Annotated in this window: 15 protein-coding genes; 2 read left to right on the top strand and 13 right to left on the bottom strand. The window is 70.8% G+C overall.

Annotation, left to right across the window (positions count from 1 at the left end):
• Nucleotides 1-38: 38 nt before the first annotated feature.
• From HHX30_RS14635 to HHX30_RS14610, 6 genes are read right to left on the bottom strand one after another with little or no spacing between them, the layout of a single operon-like run.
• Nucleotides 39-890: a sugar phosphate isomerase/epimerase gene (locus HHX30_RS14635; protein ID WP_169982458.1), complete on the bottom strand. Its 852-nt coding sequence runs from the start codon at nt 888-890 to the stop codon at nt 39-41.
• Nucleotides 887-2,083 carry a substrate-binding domain-containing protein gene (locus tag HHX30_RS14630; RefSeq protein ID WP_169982457.1) on the bottom strand — a complete coding sequence of 399 codons (1,197 nt, stop codon included), beginning with the start codon at nt 2,081-2,083 and terminating at the stop codon, nt 887-889. The genes HHX30_RS14635 and HHX30_RS14630 overlap by 4 nt, the downstream gene beginning before the upstream one ends.
• Before the next feature lie 30 nt (nt 2,084-2,113).
• On the bottom strand, nt 2,114-3,127 hold the full coding sequence (locus HHX30_RS14625) for an ABC transporter permease (protein ID WP_169982456.1): 1,014 nt from the start codon (nt 3,125-3,127) through the stop codon (nt 2,114-2,116).
• The gene (locus HHX30_RS41630; protein ID WP_169982455.1) at nt 3,124-4,149 is read right to left on the bottom strand and encodes an ABC transporter permease; all 1,026 of its coding nucleotides are present in this window, start codon (nt 4,147-4,149) and stop codon (nt 3,124-3,126) included. The genes HHX30_RS14625 and HHX30_RS41630 overlap by 4 nt, the downstream gene beginning before the upstream one ends.
• Nucleotides 4,146-5,648 carry a sugar ABC transporter ATP-binding protein gene (locus HHX30_RS14615; protein ID WP_169982454.1) on the bottom strand — a complete coding sequence of 501 codons (1,503 nt, stop codon included), beginning with the start codon at nt 5,646-5,648 and terminating at the stop codon, nt 4,146-4,148. Before HHX30_RS14615 ends, HHX30_RS41630 begins: the two co-directional genes overlap by 4 nt.
• A complete protein-coding gene (locus tag HHX30_RS14610; RefSeq protein WP_169982453.1) occupies nt 5,645-6,772 on the bottom strand; it encodes a Gfo/Idh/MocA family protein in 1,128 nt (375 codons plus the stop codon). The genes HHX30_RS14615 and HHX30_RS14610 overlap by 4 nt, the downstream gene beginning before the upstream one ends.
• Nucleotides 6,773-6,902: 130 nt before the next feature.
• On the opposite strand from HHX30_RS14610, the gene HHX30_RS14605 reads away from it, so the two are divergent.
• A complete protein-coding gene (locus HHX30_RS14605; RefSeq protein ID WP_169982452.1) occupies nt 6,903-8,075 on the top strand; it encodes an ROK family transcriptional regulator in 1,173 nt (390 codons plus the stop codon).
• 128 nt (nt 8,076-8,203) lie between these two features.
• Here the strand turns inward: HHX30_RS14605 and HHX30_RS14600 are convergent, their stop codons facing one another.
• From HHX30_RS14600 to HHX30_RS14590, 3 genes are all read right to left on the bottom strand, one after another.
• A complete protein-coding gene (locus HHX30_RS14600) occupies nt 8,204-8,731 on the bottom strand; it encodes an NUDIX hydrolase family protein (protein ID WP_169982501.1) in 528 nt (175 codons plus the stop codon).
• A 128-nt stretch (nt 8,732-8,859) separates the two neighbouring features.
• Nucleotides 8,860-9,180, bottom strand: a complete 321-nt coding sequence (locus HHX30_RS40620; protein WP_211591998.1) for a hypothetical protein — start codon at nt 9,178-9,180, stop codon at nt 8,860-8,862.
• A gap of 89 nt (nt 9,181-9,269) precedes the next feature.
• Nucleotides 9,270-10,253 carry a patatin-like phospholipase family protein gene (locus HHX30_RS14590; RefSeq protein WP_169982451.1) on the bottom strand — a complete coding sequence of 328 codons (984 nt, stop codon included), beginning with the start codon at nt 10,251-10,253 and terminating at the stop codon, nt 9,270-9,272.
• A gap of 274 nt (nt 10,254-10,527) precedes the next feature.
• On the opposite strand from HHX30_RS14590, the gene HHX30_RS14585 reads away from it, so the two are divergent.
• A complete protein-coding gene (locus tag HHX30_RS14585; RefSeq protein ID WP_169982450.1) occupies nt 10,528-12,327 on the top strand; it encodes an MGMT family protein in 1,800 nt (599 codons plus the stop codon).
• A gap of 34 nt (nt 12,328-12,361) precedes the next feature.
• Here the strand turns inward: HHX30_RS14585 and HHX30_RS14580 are convergent, their stop codons facing one another.
• The 4 genes from HHX30_RS14580 to HHX30_RS14565 form a co-directional block, all read right to left on the bottom strand.
• Complete coding sequence (locus tag HHX30_RS14580; RefSeq protein WP_169982449.1) at nt 12,362-13,420, bottom strand: ADP-ribosylglycohydrolase family protein; 1,059 nt, start codon at nt 13,418-13,420, stop codon at nt 12,362-12,364.
• A gap of 12 nt (nt 13,421-13,432) precedes the next feature.
• A complete protein-coding gene (locus HHX30_RS14575) occupies nt 13,433-14,644 on the bottom strand; it encodes an acyl-CoA dehydrogenase family protein (RefSeq protein WP_169982448.1) in 1,212 nt (403 codons plus the stop codon).
• A gap of 56 nt (nt 14,645-14,700) precedes the next feature.
• Nucleotides 14,701-15,666, bottom strand: a complete 966-nt coding sequence (locus tag HHX30_RS14570) for a glucosyl-3-phosphoglycerate synthase (RefSeq protein WP_169982447.1) — start codon at nt 15,664-15,666, stop codon at nt 14,701-14,703.
• Between the two features lie 91 nt (nt 15,667-15,757).
• Entirely contained in the window at nt 15,758-17,230 is a 1,473-nt protein-coding gene (locus HHX30_RS14565; RefSeq protein WP_249350017.1) for a helix-turn-helix domain-containing protein, read from the bottom strand.
• Nucleotides 17,231-17,435: the final 205 nt, after the last annotated feature.

The raw sequence follows: 17,435 nt of genomic DNA, 5'->3' as shown, positions 1-17,435 counted from the left end.
GTCTGTCAGGGCTGTCGGGTCCGTCGGGTATGTCGGGTCTAGGGCATCACCCCCCTGAGGAACTCAAGTCCGCCCAGGGCGATCGCGTCCTGACTCACGGCGAGTGGACGCCAGATGGAGGCGGCGGTCGCGATCGTCGCGTTCTCCGCGGTGAACGACTCGATACACAGCGGGCCGGCGTAGCCCGCGTCGTCGATCGCGGCGAGGATGGCCGGCCAGCCCAGGTGGTCGGCGCCGGGCGTGCCGCGGTCGTTGCCGCACACCTGGACGTGCGCCACCCGGCCGGCGGCCGCGCGGATCGCCGCCGGGATGTCCGTCTCCTCGATGTTCTGGTGGTAGATGTCCAGGGCGACGCCGCAGTGCGGCAGGTCACCGATCGCTTCGAGGGTCTGGCCGACGGTGTTGAGCAGGCTCGTCTCGTACCGGTTGAGCGGTTCGACGGCCACCGTCACGCCGGCCGCGCCCGCATACTCGACCACGGGGGCGAGGCTGTCCCGCAGTTGCGCGTACGCGGAGGCCCGCTCGGCCGGCGACATCCGCCAGGTCCGGCCGACCGAGGAGTACGCCGGACCGGCGATCACCGGCGAGCCGACCGTCGCGGCGGCGTCCACCACCCCGAACAGATAGTCCTGGGTGGACCGGATGGTGGCCGGGTCCGCCGCGACCAGCTCACGACCGGGCGGCATCACCAGGCATACGGTGGCGCCGAGACCGTGATCGGCGAGCACCCGGGCGGCCCGCCGCGGCTCCCAGTCACCCGGGTTCTCCACCGGGAGTTCGAGCACGTCGAAGCCCCACCCCGCGACCTTGGCCGCGAGGGCGGCCAAGGTCGCGTCGGTCAGCGGCGAGGTCCACACCCAGGTGTTGACCCCGAGCCGATGTCTGGTCACTTCCACGGCCCCGGGTAGCCCGGCATGTCCTCGCAGCCGCACATCGCGTAGTGCAACGGCGGCATGTCCTGCTTGACGTACTCCTTGACGTTGTCGCCGGTGATCCGCGGCTGCGGCAGCACCCACTCCTTCGGCACCTGCTCGCCCTTGAGGATCTTCAGCGCCGCGATGATCGGGGTCCGCCACTGGTAGGTGGGATAGGTCGGCGCGACCGCGGTCAGGCCCTCGTCGGCCCACAGCCGCAGGAAGTCCTGCTGGTCCTCGCCGACGATGGCGGGCACATCGACCCCGGCGTCCTGGAACGCCTCCGCCGCGGCGACGGCGGTGGCACCGGCGTCCATCCACACACCGTCGATCTGACCCTCGCGCTGGATGTAGTCGGTCACGATGCCCTTGGTCTTGGCCGCGTCGCCGTCGGTGAACTCCACGCCGACCACGTTGAGCCCGCTGCCGGCGAAGATCTCGTTGGCGGCCGCCCACCGCTGCTCGAGCACGTCCACGCCCGGCAGGATGCGCAGGGCGAGGACCTTGCCGCCCGGCTTGACCTTCTCCTTCAGGAACTCCGCGCCGTCCGCCCCGAAGGCGAAGCCGCCGATGGGGTGGATGAAGGTGGCCTGGCAGTCGGTGTTTACGCCTCGGTCGAACACGATCACCGGCACGCCGGTCTTGCACGCCTGCTCGACGGCCGGCGTCAGCGTGGCGGTGGTGTTCGGCGAGATGATGATCGCGGAACAGTTCTGGCCGGACAGCGACTGGATGTCACTGATCTGCTTGTCGTCCTTCGCCTCCGCGTCCAGCACGGTGAACTTGGCGATCTCCGGGTGCAGCTTCACCTCCTGCTGCATGGTCTTGTAACCCACCTGCCGCCAGGGGTTGTCCACTGAGGCGTTGGAGAAGCAGAGGGTGTAGTTCCCGCCCGGCTTCGCGAACTTCGCGGTGTCGACCATCTCCGGCTGGAGCATCTGCTCCCACGGCTTGCCGTCCGGGCCTTCCGGCGTGGCGTTGCGGAACGCCAGCTGGCGGTCGTACTCGGCCTGGTCGAAGAACTTGGACTTGCCCGCGTCCGAACTGGGTGATCCACCGCTCGAACTGGGTGATCCCGCGCTCGGGGCCTTGTCGTCGGGCAGGTCGCTTGAGCACCCGGCGAGCGCGAGCGCGCCCGCCACGACCACTACGGCCCATCTATTGATCATTATCGTTGATCTCCTTACTACCGGGGGACTTCAGGAGGATGCGGGTTGCGCGGGTCGCTCGGGGTTCCGCTGTTTCGGCCACAATCGCAGCCGCTGCCGTACGCCGCTGCCGAGGGCGGCGTAGGCGACGGCGGCAATGATGATCACGCCCTGCACGGCCGACTCGAGGGCGCCGCTGACGCCGAGCAGGTTCAGCAGCGTGAACAGCGCCTCCAGGGACAGTGCGCCGGCGGCCGCCGCGACGACCGACCCGCGCCCACCGCCGAGGAGCACGCCGCCCAGCACGACGGCGGTGATCGCCCGGAACTCCAGGCCGTTGCCGACCTGCGCCGAGACGCTGGCGAACCCGCCGAGCAGGATCGAGGCGACCGCGGCGAGCAGTCCGGAGAGGACGAACGCGAGCAGCCGGAGCCGGTCGACCCGGCCACCGGACAGGCGCACGGCGGCCTCGTTGTCGCCGGCCGCGACCAGCGCCCGGCCGGTGCCGCCGCGCATGAACAGCGCCGCGGCCGCCAGGATCGCCAGCAGGATGAGCACCGACCACGGAACCGCGCCGAGCACCGGGACATCCACGGCGCCGCGCCCGAACATCCGGAACCCGGCGGACAGCGCACCGCGTGGCGCGCCACCGGTCCACAGGAAGATCGCGCCGTCGAGCACGAGCAGCATGCCGAGCGTGACGATGAACGACGGCACCAGGAGCTTCGTCGTCACCAGCCCGTTGACCAGGCCCACCAGCAGGCCGAACCCGAGCACGAACAGGATCACCCACGCCGTCGCCGACTCGCTCCCGTTGATGAGCCGGGCCGCGATGACCACGCCTGCGGTCACCAGCGCGCCGACCGACAGGTCGAATCCGCCGGAGACGATGACGAAGTACTGCCCGATCGCGAGGATCATGAGCGGCGCGGCACGTTTGAGCAGCGCCAGATAACCGGACGGCTCGTCGTAGGCCGGGCCGGCGACCGCCAGGCCGACGAGCAGCAGGAGCAGCACGACGAGCACCGGCGCGGTGCCCTCGGCCAGACGAGGACGCCAGGTCATGTCAACCTCCCGCGGGCCCGATTGGCCGTCATGCGCCGGGCGTAGAGCGCGACCGCCGTCACGAGCACGACGCCGCGCACCACGTCCTTGAAGAACGGATCGACCTCGAGGTCGTCGAAGATCGTGTCCAGGGTGGCCAGGATGAAGACGCCGCCGATGGTGCCGACGACGCCGCCCCGGCCACCGGCGAGCAGAGTCCCGCCGAGCACGACGGCGGCGATCGACTCCAGGTCGTACCCGGCGTCGGTGCCGACGTACGGGGCGCCCGATCCGAGCCGGCTGGCGAGGTAGATCCCGGTGAGGCCGGCGGCGACCGAGCACAGCACGTGGGCGGTGACGATGGTCCGGCGGGTCGGCACCCCCGACAGCCGGGCCACTTCGATGTCCCCGCCGACGGCGTACATGTGGTAGCCGGGACGGGTCCGCGACAGGTACCACCAGGACAGCGCGGCGACGGCCAGCATGAGCAGCGCCGCGACCGGCACAGGGCCGATCCGGTCGTAGCCGAGGTGCTGGAAGCCACGCGGTACGTCCCCGGCCGGGCCGGTGTAGGTGTCCTCGAGGTAGCCGCGCAGGATCAGCGCCACGCCGAGCGTCGCGATGAACGCGTTGGCCTTGAGGACGGTGATGACCAGCCCGTTTACCAGACCGACGCCGGCGGCCACCACGAGCGCGAGCAGCACGCCGGGCACGATCATGCCGTCCCGCCCGCCCATCGTCTCCGCGGCGATCAGCGAGGTGAGGCCGACCAGGTAGGCGACGGACAGGTCGAGGGATCCGGTGAGGATCGCCATCGTCTGCCCTATCGCGACGAGGCCGAGCGCGGTGGCCCGGGTGAAGATGTTGAGGATGCCGGCCTGGTCGAGGAGGACCTCGCCGCGGAGCCCGACGAGCACGCTGCCGACGACGAGAAGTGCGGCGAGTGCGATGTAGACGATGGCGACCGGGGTGAGTCGTCGGTGGAACGCCGGCCGCGTGACCTTCCGCGTGACCGGTACGGTGTTCTCCTCGAGAGCGCTCACGCCGCATCACCGACCCCGTGCCCGGTGGCCAGCGCCATCACGGCCCCCTCGCTCGCGCCCGCGGGCAGCTCACCGGCCGGCGCACCGTCGTGCATGACGAGGATCCGGTCGCTCATCCCGATCAGCTCGGGGAGCTCCGAGGAGATCATCAGCACCGCCACGCCGCGCTTCGCGAGATCGCGCAGCAGCTCGTGTACAGCCCGCTTCGCGCCGACGTCGATGCCGCGTGTCGGCTCGTCGACGACCAGCACCTTCGGCTCGACCGCCAGCCACTTGGCGAGAACGACCTTCTGCTGGTTGCCGCCGGACAGGAAGCGCACCTCCTGGTGCTCGCCGCGCGCCACCACGGTCACCATGTCGAGCAACGCCTTGACGTCCGATTTCGCCCGGGAGCGTGCGCCACTCAGCGCGGCGCGGCGTACCAGCAGCGTGTTGTCGCGTACGGACTGACGGAGTGCCAGCCCGTCCCCTTTGCGATCCTCGGTGACCAGCGCGATCCCGAGGCGCACCGCGGTCCGGGGCCGGGTGACCCGCTGTGCCACCCCGTCGACTTCCACCACGCCGCGGGTGAACGGCTCGACGCCGAACACCGCGCGTGCGACCGCCGAGCGGCCGGATCCCTGCAGCCCGGCCAGCCCGACGATCTCCCCGGCGCGCACCTCGATGTTCAGGTCACGAACGTGGTCGTTGCCGGCGCCGCGCACCGCGAGGCGGACCGGCCCGAGGTCGTCGGGGGCGGCCCGGTCCGGGTAATACTCGCCCAGGTCGCGGCCCACCATGTGCCGGACGAGGTCCTCGGAGGTCAGCTCGCCGGTCGGGGCGCAGGTGACGAACCGGCCGTCCTTGAGCACGGTGATCCGGTCGGAGAGGTCGAACACCTCCCGCATGCGGTGCGAGACGTAGAGGATCGCGATGCCCCGCTCGCGCAGCCGGCGCACCAGGTCGTAGAGCAGTTCGACCTCGTGATCGGCGAGCGCCGCGGTCGGCTCGTCCATGCCCAGGACCCGAGCGTCGGTCGACAGAGCCTTGACGATCTCCACGACCTGCCGCTGGGCGACCGACAGCGACGACACGGCGTCGGTGGGATCGATCCCGTCCTCGCCGAGCCAGTCCAGCAGCTCGCGGGTGTCGGCCACCATGCGCCGCCGGTCGACCTGCATCCCCCGCACGGGCTCGCGGCCGAGGTAGACGTTCTCGGCGACACTGCGGTGCGGCAGCAGGGTGAACTCCTGGTGGATGATGGCGATGCCGGCCCGCTGCGCGTCGGCCGGGCCGGCGAAGGACACCTCGGCGCCGTCGACCTCGATGGTGCCGCCGTCTGGCCGGTGCACCCCGGCCAGCACCTTGAGCAACGTGGACTTGCCCGCGCCGTTCTCGCCCATGACCGCGTGCACCTCGCCCCCGCGCAGTTCCAGGTCCACACCGCGCAGCACCGGCACGCCGAGGAAGGACTTGGTGATCCCGGTCAGCCGCACGTTCGTCGCGATGCCGGAGGTCATGCCGGCACCTCTCTCCACGCGCCGTCCGCGGCCGCCGAGGCCAGCACCGTCTCGGTGATCCGGACGGCGCGCAGGCCGTCCGCGAACGTGGGCAGGCCGTCCGGCGCGTCCTCGCCGCGCACCGCCCGGTAGGTGTCGGCGACGAACGCGTCGAAGCAGTCCTGGTAGCCTTGTGCGTGCCCGGCCGGCAGCCGGACGTAGCGCGCGGCGGAGGGGTGAAGCGTTCCGGGGTCACGCAGAAGCGTCTGACTGCCCTCGCGCCGGCCGACCCACAGTCGCTCCGGGTCCTCCTGGTCGAAGCCGAAGCTCGCCTCGGTGCCGGAAATCTCCAGGTGCAACCGGTTCTTGCGACCCGCGGCGACCTGCGACACAACCAGAGTGCCGACCATGCCGGCGGAGGTCGTGAAGTGCACGGAGGCCAGGTCCTCGGTGGGCTTCCCGTTCCCGCGGGCGCGCTCGTGCACGACCGCGGTGCGAGCGGACAGGTGCGCGATCCGGTCGCCCGTGACGAACTCGAAAAGGTCGCACCAATGCGAACCGATGTCGGCGAAAGCCCGCGACGGCCCGCCGAGCGCGCCGTCGACCCGCCAGTCGTCGTCCGACGGGCGGGATAGCCAGTCCTGGAGGTAGCCGCCGGTCACACTGGCGACGACGCCGGCCTCGCCCGCGGCCAGCCGCGCCCGCAACTCACGCACCATGGGGTGGAAGCGGTAGACGAACGGCACCGCGGCCACCCGATCGCCCGCCGTCTCAACGAGCGCGACGGCCTCGGCACTCCCGGTGGCGAGCGGCTTTTCGCAGATGACGTGCACACCGGCGGCGAGCGCGGCGGCGGTGACGGGGGCATGCGACGCGTTAGGCGTACAGACATGCAGCACGTCGATCTCAGCGTCGTCGAGCAGGGCCGCCAGGTCCGGGTAGCCCTCGTCCGCACCGACCGCGCGTGCCGCGGTGACGGCCCCCTCGGGGCGGGACGCCACCGCGGCCACGACTCTGGCCCCGGCGCGCCGGGCCGCCTCGGCGTGCACCTGTCCCATGAAGCCCACGCCTACAACCGCCACGCGCAGCGTCGGCTGCTCGGATTCGGGCCCGCCAGACGCCCGTAGAAGATCGGTCACTGACATGCGTTGAAGGTAAGCGAACTTATGTCGAGCGTCAACGAAAGTTTTGCCTTGATCGTAGAAACTTTTGGCGATCCCGTCTCAACTGGTTGCCGGTGCCGACGGAAGGCGGTAGCTTCGCTTTAATTGAGGGGTGAACCACGGGCAAAGCGCCACCCCGACGTCGCCTGGCGAGCTGCTTGGGCTGCTGCGGGACGGGAAAGCGCGCACCCGTACCGAGCTGGCGACCGAGACCGGACTGGCCCGGTCGACCATACGCCTGCGTCTCGACGCGCTCATGAACGCCGGGCTGGTCACCAGCGGGGGCGACAACGCCGCCACCGGCGGCCGGCCTGCGAGCAAGTTCGTGTTCAACGCCCGCGCGCGCGTGGTGCTGGCGGCCGACGTCGGGGCCACCCACGCCACCGTCGCCATTGCCGACCTGACCAGTGAGCCACTGGCCATCGAGAGGCTCGCGCTGGACATCGCCGACGGGCCCGACGCGGTGCTGGGCCTGCTCATCGACACCTGGCGACGGATGTGCGCCGACCCCGGCCTCACCGCTCCCGTGGCCGGCGTCGGTGTCGGGCTGCCCGGCCCGGTCGAGCACTCAACCGGCAAGCCGGCCCACCCCCCCATCATGCCGGGCTGGAACGGTTACGACGTGCCCGCGCGGATCGCCGCCGACTTCGCCGTGCCGGTCCTGGTGGACAACGAGGTCAATCTGATGGCGCTCGGGGAGCACGTCCGCTGCTTCCCGAACGAGGAGAACCTGATCTTCGTCAAGGTCGCGACCGGCATCGGCTCAGGCCTGATCAGCAACGGCCGGTTGCATCGAGGCGACGTCGGCGCGGCCGGCGACCTGGGGCACATCCTGGCCCCGCACGCCTGCGACGTGCGCTGCCGCTGTGGCAACAGCGGCTGTCTGGAGGCCGTGGCCAGCGGGCCCGCCATCGCGGCCAGGCTCCGCGCCGCCGGCCTCGATGCGACGACCAACGCCGACGTCGTGGCCCTCCTGCAGGCGGGCAACGCGATCGCCGGCCAGGCGGTGCGGCAGGCCGGCCGGGACATCGGCGAGGTGCTGGCCGCCGGCGTCAGCCTGTTCAACCCATCGCTGATCGTGGTCGGCGGGGCGCTCGCGCAGGCCGGCGAGATGCTGCTGGCGGGCGTGCGGGAGTCGATCTACCGTCGCTCGCTGCCGCTGGCCACCGAGCGCCTGCGCATCGTCACCTCACAGGCCGGCGAGAACGCGGGCGTCGTCGGCGCCGCTGCGATGGTCGTCCAGCACGTCCTTTCCCCCACCGTGCTGGACCGCGAGCTGGCCTAGAGACCGCCGGGGACCCCCGGCGCCACTCGCCGATCTCGCCATGCTCACGGCACACGTGTCGCGGAACGCCCGTCAGGCAGCGCGACGACGGCTCAGCGCAACGGGAAGGCGCTCGTTGGCGTTCCCGATCAGGGCAGGCGGCCGACGTAGGCGAGCGCCTGCTTGAGCAGCACGCCCTGGCCGCCGGTCATCTCCTGCTGCACGATCGGGGAGGCCGCCTCCTCCGGCGTGAACCACTCCAGGTCCAGCGCGTCCTGCCTGGGCCGGCAGTCACCGCGTACGGGGACGATGTACGCCAGCGAGACCGCGTGCTGGCGAGGGTCGTGGAACGGCGTGACCCCCGGGGTGGGGAAATACTCCGCCACGGTGAACGGCGTCGGCGAGACCGGCACGCTCGGCAGCGCCACCGGCCCGAGGTCCTTCTCCAGGTGGCGCAGGAGGGCGTCGCGGATGCGCTCGTGGTAGTACACCCGCCCGGACACCAGCGCCCGGCTCACGGTGCCGTCGGCGCCGATCCGCAGCAGCAGGCCGACGCGGGTCACCGTGCCCGTGTCGTCCACGCGCACCGGCACGGCGTCCACGTACAGGATCGGCATCCGGCCCCGCACCGACTCGATATCGTCGGGGGCGAGCCAGCCTGGCGTCGTTTCGGTCATTTCGGTCACGGGTCGATCGTACTTGCCCAGGCGACAGGTGGTTCGCAGGTCGGCGCAACCCGCACCGCACCCCCTGCGACCTGCTCCCCTGCTGGCACGCGGCGACGAGAAGCCTTGGCCACGCCGAGTCACCCGGTGGCCGCGATGACCCCGCCGCGGGCGCGGACCGTGCCGTTGTGACGCCAGATTCGCGGGTTGACAACGGCGGGCGCCGATCCCTCGGGGAAATTCACCAGGACCTCCCGGGCCGCGAGCCGGCGGAGCAGCTCGCGGGCTCCCTGCCGCTTCAGCGTCGTCAGATGGGTGGGGGCCAGCACGATCGGATCGGCCTGTTCCGCGTCGAACGGGTTCGGGTCGAGGTGCGGCCGGTCGATGACGACCACGGTGCCCGGCAGACGCTGGAAGGACAGGCCCCACAGCAGCCTGCCCAGCAGGCGGGCGCCGTGCACGTCCGACAGGATGTGCCACGTCTCGTGGAAGCGGTTGGTGGAGAACCGGGCCTGTGGCCCTGTTCATGAAAGCGCCGCGCGGGCGTCCGTCACAACTGAATTAGCCTGGGCCGGTGCCGGTGATCCTCCTCGTGCGGGGGGCCCAGCGGGCGGGCGAGTACGGGGTGCGGTTCGCGCCGCTCCAGCCAGTGGGCGGTCGACAGGGTCGCCCGCTCGATCATGTCGGCCGTACCGCGGAAGTCGACGGGCAGCACCTCGACCGGGCACAGCGGCGGCAGCACGTGCAGGCGGGTCCGGCGCGTGTTCTGCCTGATCGAGGCGCTGATGCGCTGCTCGCTGAGCAGGTTGTAGCCATGCAGGGCCATGGCGATCGCGGTCGACGGGGCCGCCGGCAGATGGCAGGAGAACCCCGGTGCCAGCAGGTACGCCTCGTCGGCGCCCGCGTCAACCGCGTAGTCCAGTGTGGTCAGGTCCGCGACGCCGCCGTCCATGAGCATCCGGTCCCCGATCGTCACGGTGGGATACAGGGCCGGGATCGCGGTGCTGGCCAGCAGGGCCGGCAGCGCGGGCCCCCGCGACAGGACCACCGGCCGTCCCGTCCGCACATCCGCGGTGAGCACCGACAACGGCGTCCGCGTCTCCTCCAGGTGCCGGATCGGCAGGATGCGTTCGAGGAACCGCCGCAGGGAGGAGTTGTCGAACAGGTAGTTGCGGCGGCCGAGCATCGCCGCGGCCAGCGTGGCCGGGTTGAGCGGGAAGGTGTAGTTGAGCACGCCGAGCGCCCGCAGGGCTCCCCGTACGGGATGGAAGGGCAGGTTTCCCGCAAGAGCGCGCAGCACGTCGGGCCCGCTCACCGGGTACACGTCGTGGCTGCTCACCGACAGCCACAGCCGGGCCAGCTCCTCCACGCCCTCCTCATCCGGGTGTGAGGCGTAGTAGGCGCCGTTGAGCGCCCCGATGGAGGCGCCGACCACCATGTCGGCGCGGATCCCGTGAGCGGTGAGCGCGCGGAGCATGCCGACCTGCGCGGCTCCCAGGCTGCCGCCTCCCCACAGGATGAACGCCGTCGTCATCGGCCGCTTCCCCACCCTCCCCCGGCCCCGGTCCCCCTTCCTACCCGTACGCCCTTGTTTCACCCGCCGTCCGGAGAGGTGAGGGTTACGTGAGACGAGGGACTTTCACCGAGCCCTTGTTTATCCTGCCGGGGGCGACAGTTGAAAGGCAGGAATCCCCCCGATGGCCTATGCCGACAAGATCTCTCCCATTCTCCGCGCCACGCTCGAGCTCCTGCGTGAGGCCGGACGGCCGCTGCGACCCGAAGAGGTTCGCGAGGAAGTCGAAGGGAGAGTGACGATCCCCCCGGAGCTCCGGGGGCCCAACGCGCACGGGCAGGCGCGGTGGTGGGCGCAACTGGGCTTCCGCACGGGGGAGGCCGCATCACTCGGCTGGATGACCAAGCGGAACGGCTGGGCGATCACCGAAGCCGGCGTCCGCGCGCTCGACGACTTCGCGGGCACCGAGCTCTATCGCGAACTGACGCGTCAGTACCGGGCGAGGAGACTGCCACCGCAGGGCCGTGTCTACAGCGACCCCCGCTGGAACGTCGTCCTGGAGGCCCTGGAGCGTTTGGAACCGGGTCACTGGACCACGTATGGCGACCTCGCGGCCCTGGTGGGCATGTCGGCGCAGTCGGTGGGAGGCTTCATGGCCGAGAGCGCCGACACGGGCCATGCTCACCGGGTCCTGCAGTCGGGAGGGCGGATCTCCCCTCAGTTCCGCTGGCTGGACCCGGAACGGACCGATGACCCGCGTGAGGTGCTCGAGAAGGAGGGCCTGGCCTTCGATCACGCCGGCCGCGCCGACCCTCGGCGGCGCGTCACCGCCGACCGCTTCCGTACGATGCTCGCGCAGGCCGGCGTCGTCCTGCCCCCGGCGGGCGGCCCCGAACCCGCGCCTCCGCCCGACCCGACTCCTGCCGCGTTCGAGCAGTTCCAGCAGAACATCGAGTACGCCCGGCAACTCGTCAACGGCGGCCGCAGCTTGGAGCAGCTCGGAGTCGGTTCCTTCGACGTCACCGACCTCTACCGTGCGGCCTGGACCCAGGGCGTGGCGGCCCTCGACCACTGGGTCACGCGTGAGATCGTCGATCGGGCCCTCACCCTGGCCCTGAATCCGAAACTTCCCCGTCCTCCCAAGTTCAACAATCTGAGCATTCCCGTCGAGCTGTTCGAGAGGATTCACTATGGTGACGAATCCCTCGGGGAGGCCTTCCGCGCTCACCTGGAGCGGCACTTCTCCTTCATGACCTTCCAGAACCCGGAGAAGATCAAGGAAGGGTTCGCCTACGTCAGCGCGGTGAACCTCTGGGTGAAGGTCGCCGAGGTCCTGACCGATCAGGACGCGAACAACCCGATCACCGCGGACGGCGTCCGTACGAGGCTCCGAGAGATCGCCTGGCGCAGGAACAACATCGCCCATACCGCCGACCACGATGCGCGACGCCCCGGGCAGAAGGCTCCGATCACCGCCGACGAGGCGGAGGCGACCATCGACTGGCTCGAAACGATGGCCATCGCCATCCAGCTGACCCTCGGCGACACCCTTCCCGCCCCGGACCCCGGCAGCCCGAGTGAGATGCGAGGCGCCCCTTCGACGGTCGGGGCAGGACAGGCCGGCGGCTCCCGGGCGAAGCGCACGTGGGACGAGCCCGGCTTCCTCCAGGCCGTCGAGCGGTACTGTCCCGCCGACGTGCGCGACACACTGCTGGCCGTCTACCGTCACGCCGAGAGCCACCCGTCCTTCCACGAGTACTACTTCGGCGAAGGCGAGTATCCGTCGGTGACCGCCTGGTTCAATCTCGGCTCGGACACGGCCTCCGTATGGAGCATCTACACGAGTCCGGCCAAGTCGGTCCTGGCTGTCAATTTCGGGTCAATCCGCCATCACGGCGCTTCGGAAGAACGGATGGCACGGCTCGCCGAGAGGCTCGGCGCCCTTCCGGGATCGGCTCATCTGCGCGACCAGCTCGAATCCGCCGACTACGCGAAATACCCGTCGCTCCAACCGGCCGCCCTCGCGCGTCCGGAGTCCCGGGAGGTCATCATCGCGGCCCTGAACGAGTTCCTGACCGGCGAAACACCCCACTGACCACCGCGACCGCAGGCCTTCTCGCCCGGCGAGATCACCACCCCGGGTAGCGGTCGAGCCAGAACGGGTCCTCCGGAGGCGTGTACTCGCTGCCGCCCGGGCTGTCGGTCACCTCCGACACCAGGTCACGTGCGAGGGTGTCCATGACCCAGGCCGACTCCAGCCTGCTGAGGAGCTCGACCGGCCACACGTCGACGCCGTGCAGGGCTCCGAGCACGGCGCCGGCGACGGCGGCGACGGAATCGGCGTCGGGCGCCGCGGCGGCGAAGGTGAGCGCCTCCATCGCCTCGGCCGGCTCGGAGTAGGACGCCGCGACGTACACGCCGCCGAGGAAAGCGGATGGCGCGGTGGCATCGGGTGCGATCCGCGCCAGCCGGGCCTTCTGCCGGGGATTCTGCCGGGCCTGGGCGAGGACCGCACGAGCCTCACCGAGGAACGTCCCCGTGTCCGGCGGCCAGGGCCGGTCGGCATCGGGCTCCGCCGCTTCATCCAGAGAACGAGTGGACAGGCACCGCCCGGTCAGGATCACAGCCGCCGCCGTCGCCTCGTACGCGCGCGGGTCGCCGTGAGTCAGCGCGGCCACGTCGCGGGCGAGATCCGCGAGCTGGTCCGCACTCATCGTCCGGGACAGGGCGGCCAGCGGCAGCGATCGGGTGAGGGCATGGCAGCCGCGGCTGTGCGTGGCCGGCCGGCGAGTGGTGCCCTGTTCCGGCTGGTTCAGTGCCTTGACGGTGGCGGGTGCGGACCCGCGCCGCTCCCTCAGTAGCGGCACGCCGGCGAGCCATCCATCCGGCCAGTGCTCCGATCCGTCCGACCACTGCCGATTCTGGTCGTACACCTCGATGCCCTGCAGTGCGGCCCATCGGCAGTAGGCGTGCCACACCACCGACGGCGGGTGACAGATGCCCTTGTGCGCCGCGCGGACCGACGCCCGGATGACGCCGTCGATCGTGAAGGCCGCCAGCTGCGTGCTGACCCCCGCCCGGATGGGCCCGGACGCGGGCACCGCGCCACGGCTCAAGCTTTCGCCCAGTGCGAGGCCCAGCACGAGGCCACGGACCCGGTTGGCCCAGGTGGCCTGGTCTCCACTCATCTGACAGGCGCCTCAGCGGACGGGGAGGCCGGTGACGGAGCGGCCGATGATGAGGCGCTGGATCTCGCTGGTGCCCTCGAAGATGGTGAAGATCTTGGCGTCGCGGTGGAAGCGCTCGACCGGGTGCTCGCGGGTGTAGCCGGCCCCGCCGAGGATCTGGATGGCCTGCTCGCTCACCCAGACGGCCGTCTCGCTCGCGACCAGCTTGCTCATCGACCCTTCGGCCTGCTCGAACCGCCGGCCGTGGCGGGCCATCCACGCGGCCCGCCACGTCATGAAGCGGGCGACGTCCACGCGGGTGGCCATGTCGGCCAGCAGGAAGGCGACGGCCTGGTTCTCCCCGATCTTGCGGCCGAACTGCTCGCGCTCGCGGGCGTAGTCGCGGGCGTACTCGAAGGCCGCGCGGGCGACGCCGACGGCCATCGCGGCGACGAGGGGGCGGGTGGTCTCGAAGGTCCGCATCGCGGCCTGCTCGCCCGAGCGCGCGCCGGCGCGCACCCGCGCGAGCCGCTCGTCGAGCTTCTCCTTGCCGCCCACCAGGCACCGCCCCGGCACCCGTACGTCCTCCAGGACGACCTCGGCGGTGTGGGAGGCGCGGATGCCGTGCTTCTTGAACTTCTGCCCCTGGGACAGACCCCGCGTGCCGGGCGGGACCACGAAGGACGCCTGACCCCGGGTGCCCAGGGACGGGTCGACCGAGGCCACGACGACGTGGACGTTGGCGATGCCGCCGTTGGTGGCCCAGGTCTTCACGCCGTTGATGACCCACTCGTCCTTGGCCTCGTCGTAGACGGCCCGCGTCCTGATCGCGCCGACGTCGCTGCCGGCGTCCGGCTCGGAGGAGCAGAACGCCCCGAGCTTGACGTCGTCGGGAGTGCCGAACATCTGGGGCAGCCACTCCCCCATCTGCTCGGGGGTGCCGTTCGCGGCGATGGATGCGGCGGCCAGGCCGGTGCCCACGATCGACAGGCCGATGCCGGCGTCCCCCCAGAACAACTCCTCGAACGCCACGGGCAGGCCGAGCCCCGACTCCTCGAACCACTGCTGCGCGAAGAAGTCGAGCGAGTACAGTCCGATCTTGGCGGCCTCCTGGATGACCGGCCAGGGCGTCTCCTCACGCTCGTCCCACTCCGCACCCGCCGGGCGGACGACGTCCCTGGCGAACTCGCGGACCCAGTCGCGCACCTCGCGGACGTCGTCGTTCAACTCGGGGCAGAAGGTCATCTCAGGCTCTCCTCTCCTTCAAGTGTTACCAACGGTAACACCTCGGCGGGAGCCGGTCAGCGCAATCGGGACGCGTACTGCGGGACCGTGGCCATCGGCGGGCGCTCGGCCACTCCGACGTGCCGCGTCAGCGGGCGGTGCCCGGTGGGGCCGCGTTCGAACTGGACGAGCCGCGCGGACGGCTCGTGCAGCGGGACGATCTTGTTCTGGCGCTCCAGCCGCACCCAGGCGGTGTGCATGATCTGTCCGGCCATCCCGCCGAGCGCCTCGGTCGACTGGTGGGAGTGGACTCTGCGGCCCAGGTCGACCTGCGCGAGCGCGTCGAGCCCCACCAGGTCCAGCAGGTCGATGAGGAGCCCCAGCTCCACGCCGTACCCGGTGACGAACGGCACCCGTTCGAGCACCGCGCGGCTGCCGGCGTATTCACCCGCGAGAGGCTGCACGAACCCGGCGAGCAGCGGCCAGTGCAGGTTGATCAGCGGCCGGGCGACCAGTTCGGTGACCCTGCCCCCGGCGTTCGGCTCCGCCGCGCCGAGCAGCGGCCGGTCGTAGCACGCCTTCACGTATCCGACCGCGGGGTCGGTCAGCAGCGGCCCGAGCAGGCCGGTCACGAACGAGGTCCGGAACTCGCGCAGGTCGGCGTCGACGAACACCACCAGGTCGCCGGTGGTCACCGCGAGGGACTTCCACAGCGCCTCGCCCTTGCCGTCGTAGCGAGGATCGTGCAGCTCGGGCAGGATCTCGTCCTGCGCGAAGACCTTCGCCCCGGCGCGTAAGGCCCGGGCCGCCGTGTCGTCCGACGACCGGGAGTCGATCACGACCAGCTCGTCCACGAGCGGCACGGCCTCGACGAGGTCGCGGCGCACGGCCGAGACGATCTCCCCGACCGTCTCCTCCTCGTTCCTCGCGGGCAGCACCACCGAGATCGAGGCGTCTCCCTTGGCGGACAGCAGGGCGCGGGCCGGCCAGTCGGCCGCCGACGAGGTACGCCGACTCAGCCAGGCCTCCACCTCAGGCAGCACGCCCGTCCTCCCCCTGTCCGCCGGCTTCACTGGCATCACCTTATGCGGCGGCCGGAGGAGGCGATCAGCACGGGGCGTACACCGGGACCGCTCAGCCGTGGGCGGCGTGGCGCTCCAGGAACGCGTACACGTCGGCCTCGTCGACGCCGGGGAACGACCCGGGCGGCAGCGCGGCCAGCACGTGGGAGTTGGCGCGCGCCGACGGCCAGGCGTAGCCCTCCCAGCGCTGCGCGAGCTCGGCCGGGGGGCGGCGGCAGCACTCGCCGTTGGGGCAGTTCGACTTGGTGCGGTGGGTGGTCTCGCGCCCCCGGAACCACCGCGACTCCCGGTACGGCACGCCCAGCGTGATCGCGAAGTCCTTCTCCTGTGACGGGTCCACGTGCGCGACGCAGAAGTACGTGCCGGTGGGCGAGTCGGAGTACTGGTAGTACAGCGAGAACCGGTCGGGTGAGAGGAAGACCTGGCGGCCCGACCACTGCTGGCACAGCCGCTGCCCCTCGATCGCGCCCTGCTCGTCGGCGGGGAAGACGATCCCGTCGTTCTCGTACGCCTTGTAGATGATCCCGCCGGCGTCGTTGCGGACGAAGTGGCACACCAGGTCGAGGTGGCGGGTGGCCAGGTTGGTGAACCGGTGCGCCGCCATCTCGTACGACACCGCGAACACGTCGCGCAGGTCCTCCACCGACAGCGCCTTGTCCTGCTTGGCCTCCCGCAGGTACGGCACGGCCGCCGCCTCGGGGACGAGGACGGCCGCGGCGAAGTAGTTGGCCTCCACCCGCTGGCGCAGGAAGTCGGCGAAGTCGCGCGGCTTGTGGTGCTGGAGCGCGATGTGCCCGAGCGTCTGCAGCAGCACGGTACGCGGCGTGTGCATGCCCAGTTGCTGGCGCTTGACGTAGATGCGCCGGTTGCGCAGGTCGGTCACCGAACGCGCCGAACGCGGCAGGTCGGGCGCGGTGTGCACGGCGAACCCGAAGTGCGACACCAGCGCCTGGACGGTGCTCTCCGACAGCGCGCCGGTCCGGTAGCCGACGGCGGTCAGGGCCTCGGCGGCGGCCTTCTCGATCTCCTCGAAGTAGTTGCCCAGCTCGCGCTGCTTGCGCCGCAGCTCGGCGTTGGCGGCCCGCGCCTCCTCCGGCGTGGCAGTCCCCTTCGCCTCCCTGGCCTTGAGCTCCTCGAACAGGCCGAGGATGTGCTCCAGCACGTCGTTGGGCACCCGAGCGGAGACCTTCAGACGGCTCAGTCCGAGCCCCGCGTAGAGCGGGTCGCGCTGGGCCTCCTCCAGGGCGATCTCGAGCTGGGCCCGCCGGTTCGGCGCCTGCCTGCGCAGCAGCTCCTCCACCGGCACGTTCAGCGCGGCGGCCAGCGACTTCAGCAGCGAGAGCTTGGGCTCGCGCTTGCCGTTCTCCAGCAGCGACAGCTGGCTGGGCGCGCGCCCGACGCGGTCGCCGAGCTCGGAGAGCGTGAGACCGCGTTGCTTGCGCAGGTGCTTGAGCCGCTGGCCGAAGGCCAGGAGATCGAGCTCGTGCGTCAAAGACAGCGGTTCTTCGCCCAGGACGGAGGTCATGACCCGATCTTATGCGGAAAATCGGTGTTTCTTCCAGCAGTACGTGATCCACCTCACACGGATTGGTCTAGTCCACATCGAAAACTTCGCGTTTCTTCACCTCTAAATACCCGTCAGTCTTGCTTGCTCCAGAAATTTTGAAGTTCTTTCTGCTGGTGTCGCCTTGTGAGTGTCTTGATATCGACACAAACTCGGAAGCAAGCCC

The organism is Microbispora sp. H10836 (genome assembly GCF_012999525.1).
Taxonomy (GTDB): Bacteria; Actinomycetota; Actinomycetes; order Streptosporangiales; family Streptosporangiaceae; genus Microbispora.
Note: the sequence above shows the minus strand (reverse complement) of the source record. Positions and strands in the feature narration are given on the sequence as shown.

Bases quoted from the DNA above. Each gene is read 5' to 3' on its own strand.
- HHX30_RS14630 (WP_169982457.1), bottom strand. From the start codon at position 2,083: ATGATCAATAGATGGGCCGTAGTGGTCGTGGCGGGCGCGCTCGCGCTC.
- HHX30_RS14625 (WP_169982456.1), bottom strand. From the start codon at position 3,127: ATGACCTGGCGTCCTCGTCTGGCCGAGGGCACCGCGCCGGTGCTCGTC.
- HHX30_RS14615 (WP_169982454.1), bottom strand. From the start codon at position 5,648: ATGACCTCCGGCATCGCGACGAACGTGCGGCTGACCGGGATCACCAAG.
- HHX30_RS14610 (WP_169982453.1), bottom strand. From the start codon at position 6,772: ATGTCAGTGACCGATCTTCTACGGGCGTCTGGCGGGCCCGAATCCGAG.
- HHX30_RS14600 (WP_169982501.1), bottom strand. From the start codon at position 8,731: ATGACCGAAACGACGCCAGGCTGGCTCGCCCCCGACGATATCGAGTCG.
- HHX30_RS14590 (WP_169982451.1), bottom strand. From the start codon at position 10,253: ATGACGACGGCGTTCATCCTGTGGGGAGGCGGCAGCCTGGGAGCCGCG.
- HHX30_RS14580 (WP_169982449.1), bottom strand. From the start codon at position 13,420: ATGAGTGGAGACCAGGCCACCTGGGCCAACCGGGTCCGTGGCCTCGTG.
- HHX30_RS14575 (WP_169982448.1), bottom strand. From the start codon at position 14,644: ATGACCTTCTGCCCCGAGTTGAACGACGACGTCCGCGAGGTGCGCGAC.
- HHX30_RS14565 (WP_249350017.1), bottom strand. From the start codon at position 17,230: ATGACCTCCGTCCTGGGCGAAGAACCGCTGTCTTTGACGCACGAGCTC.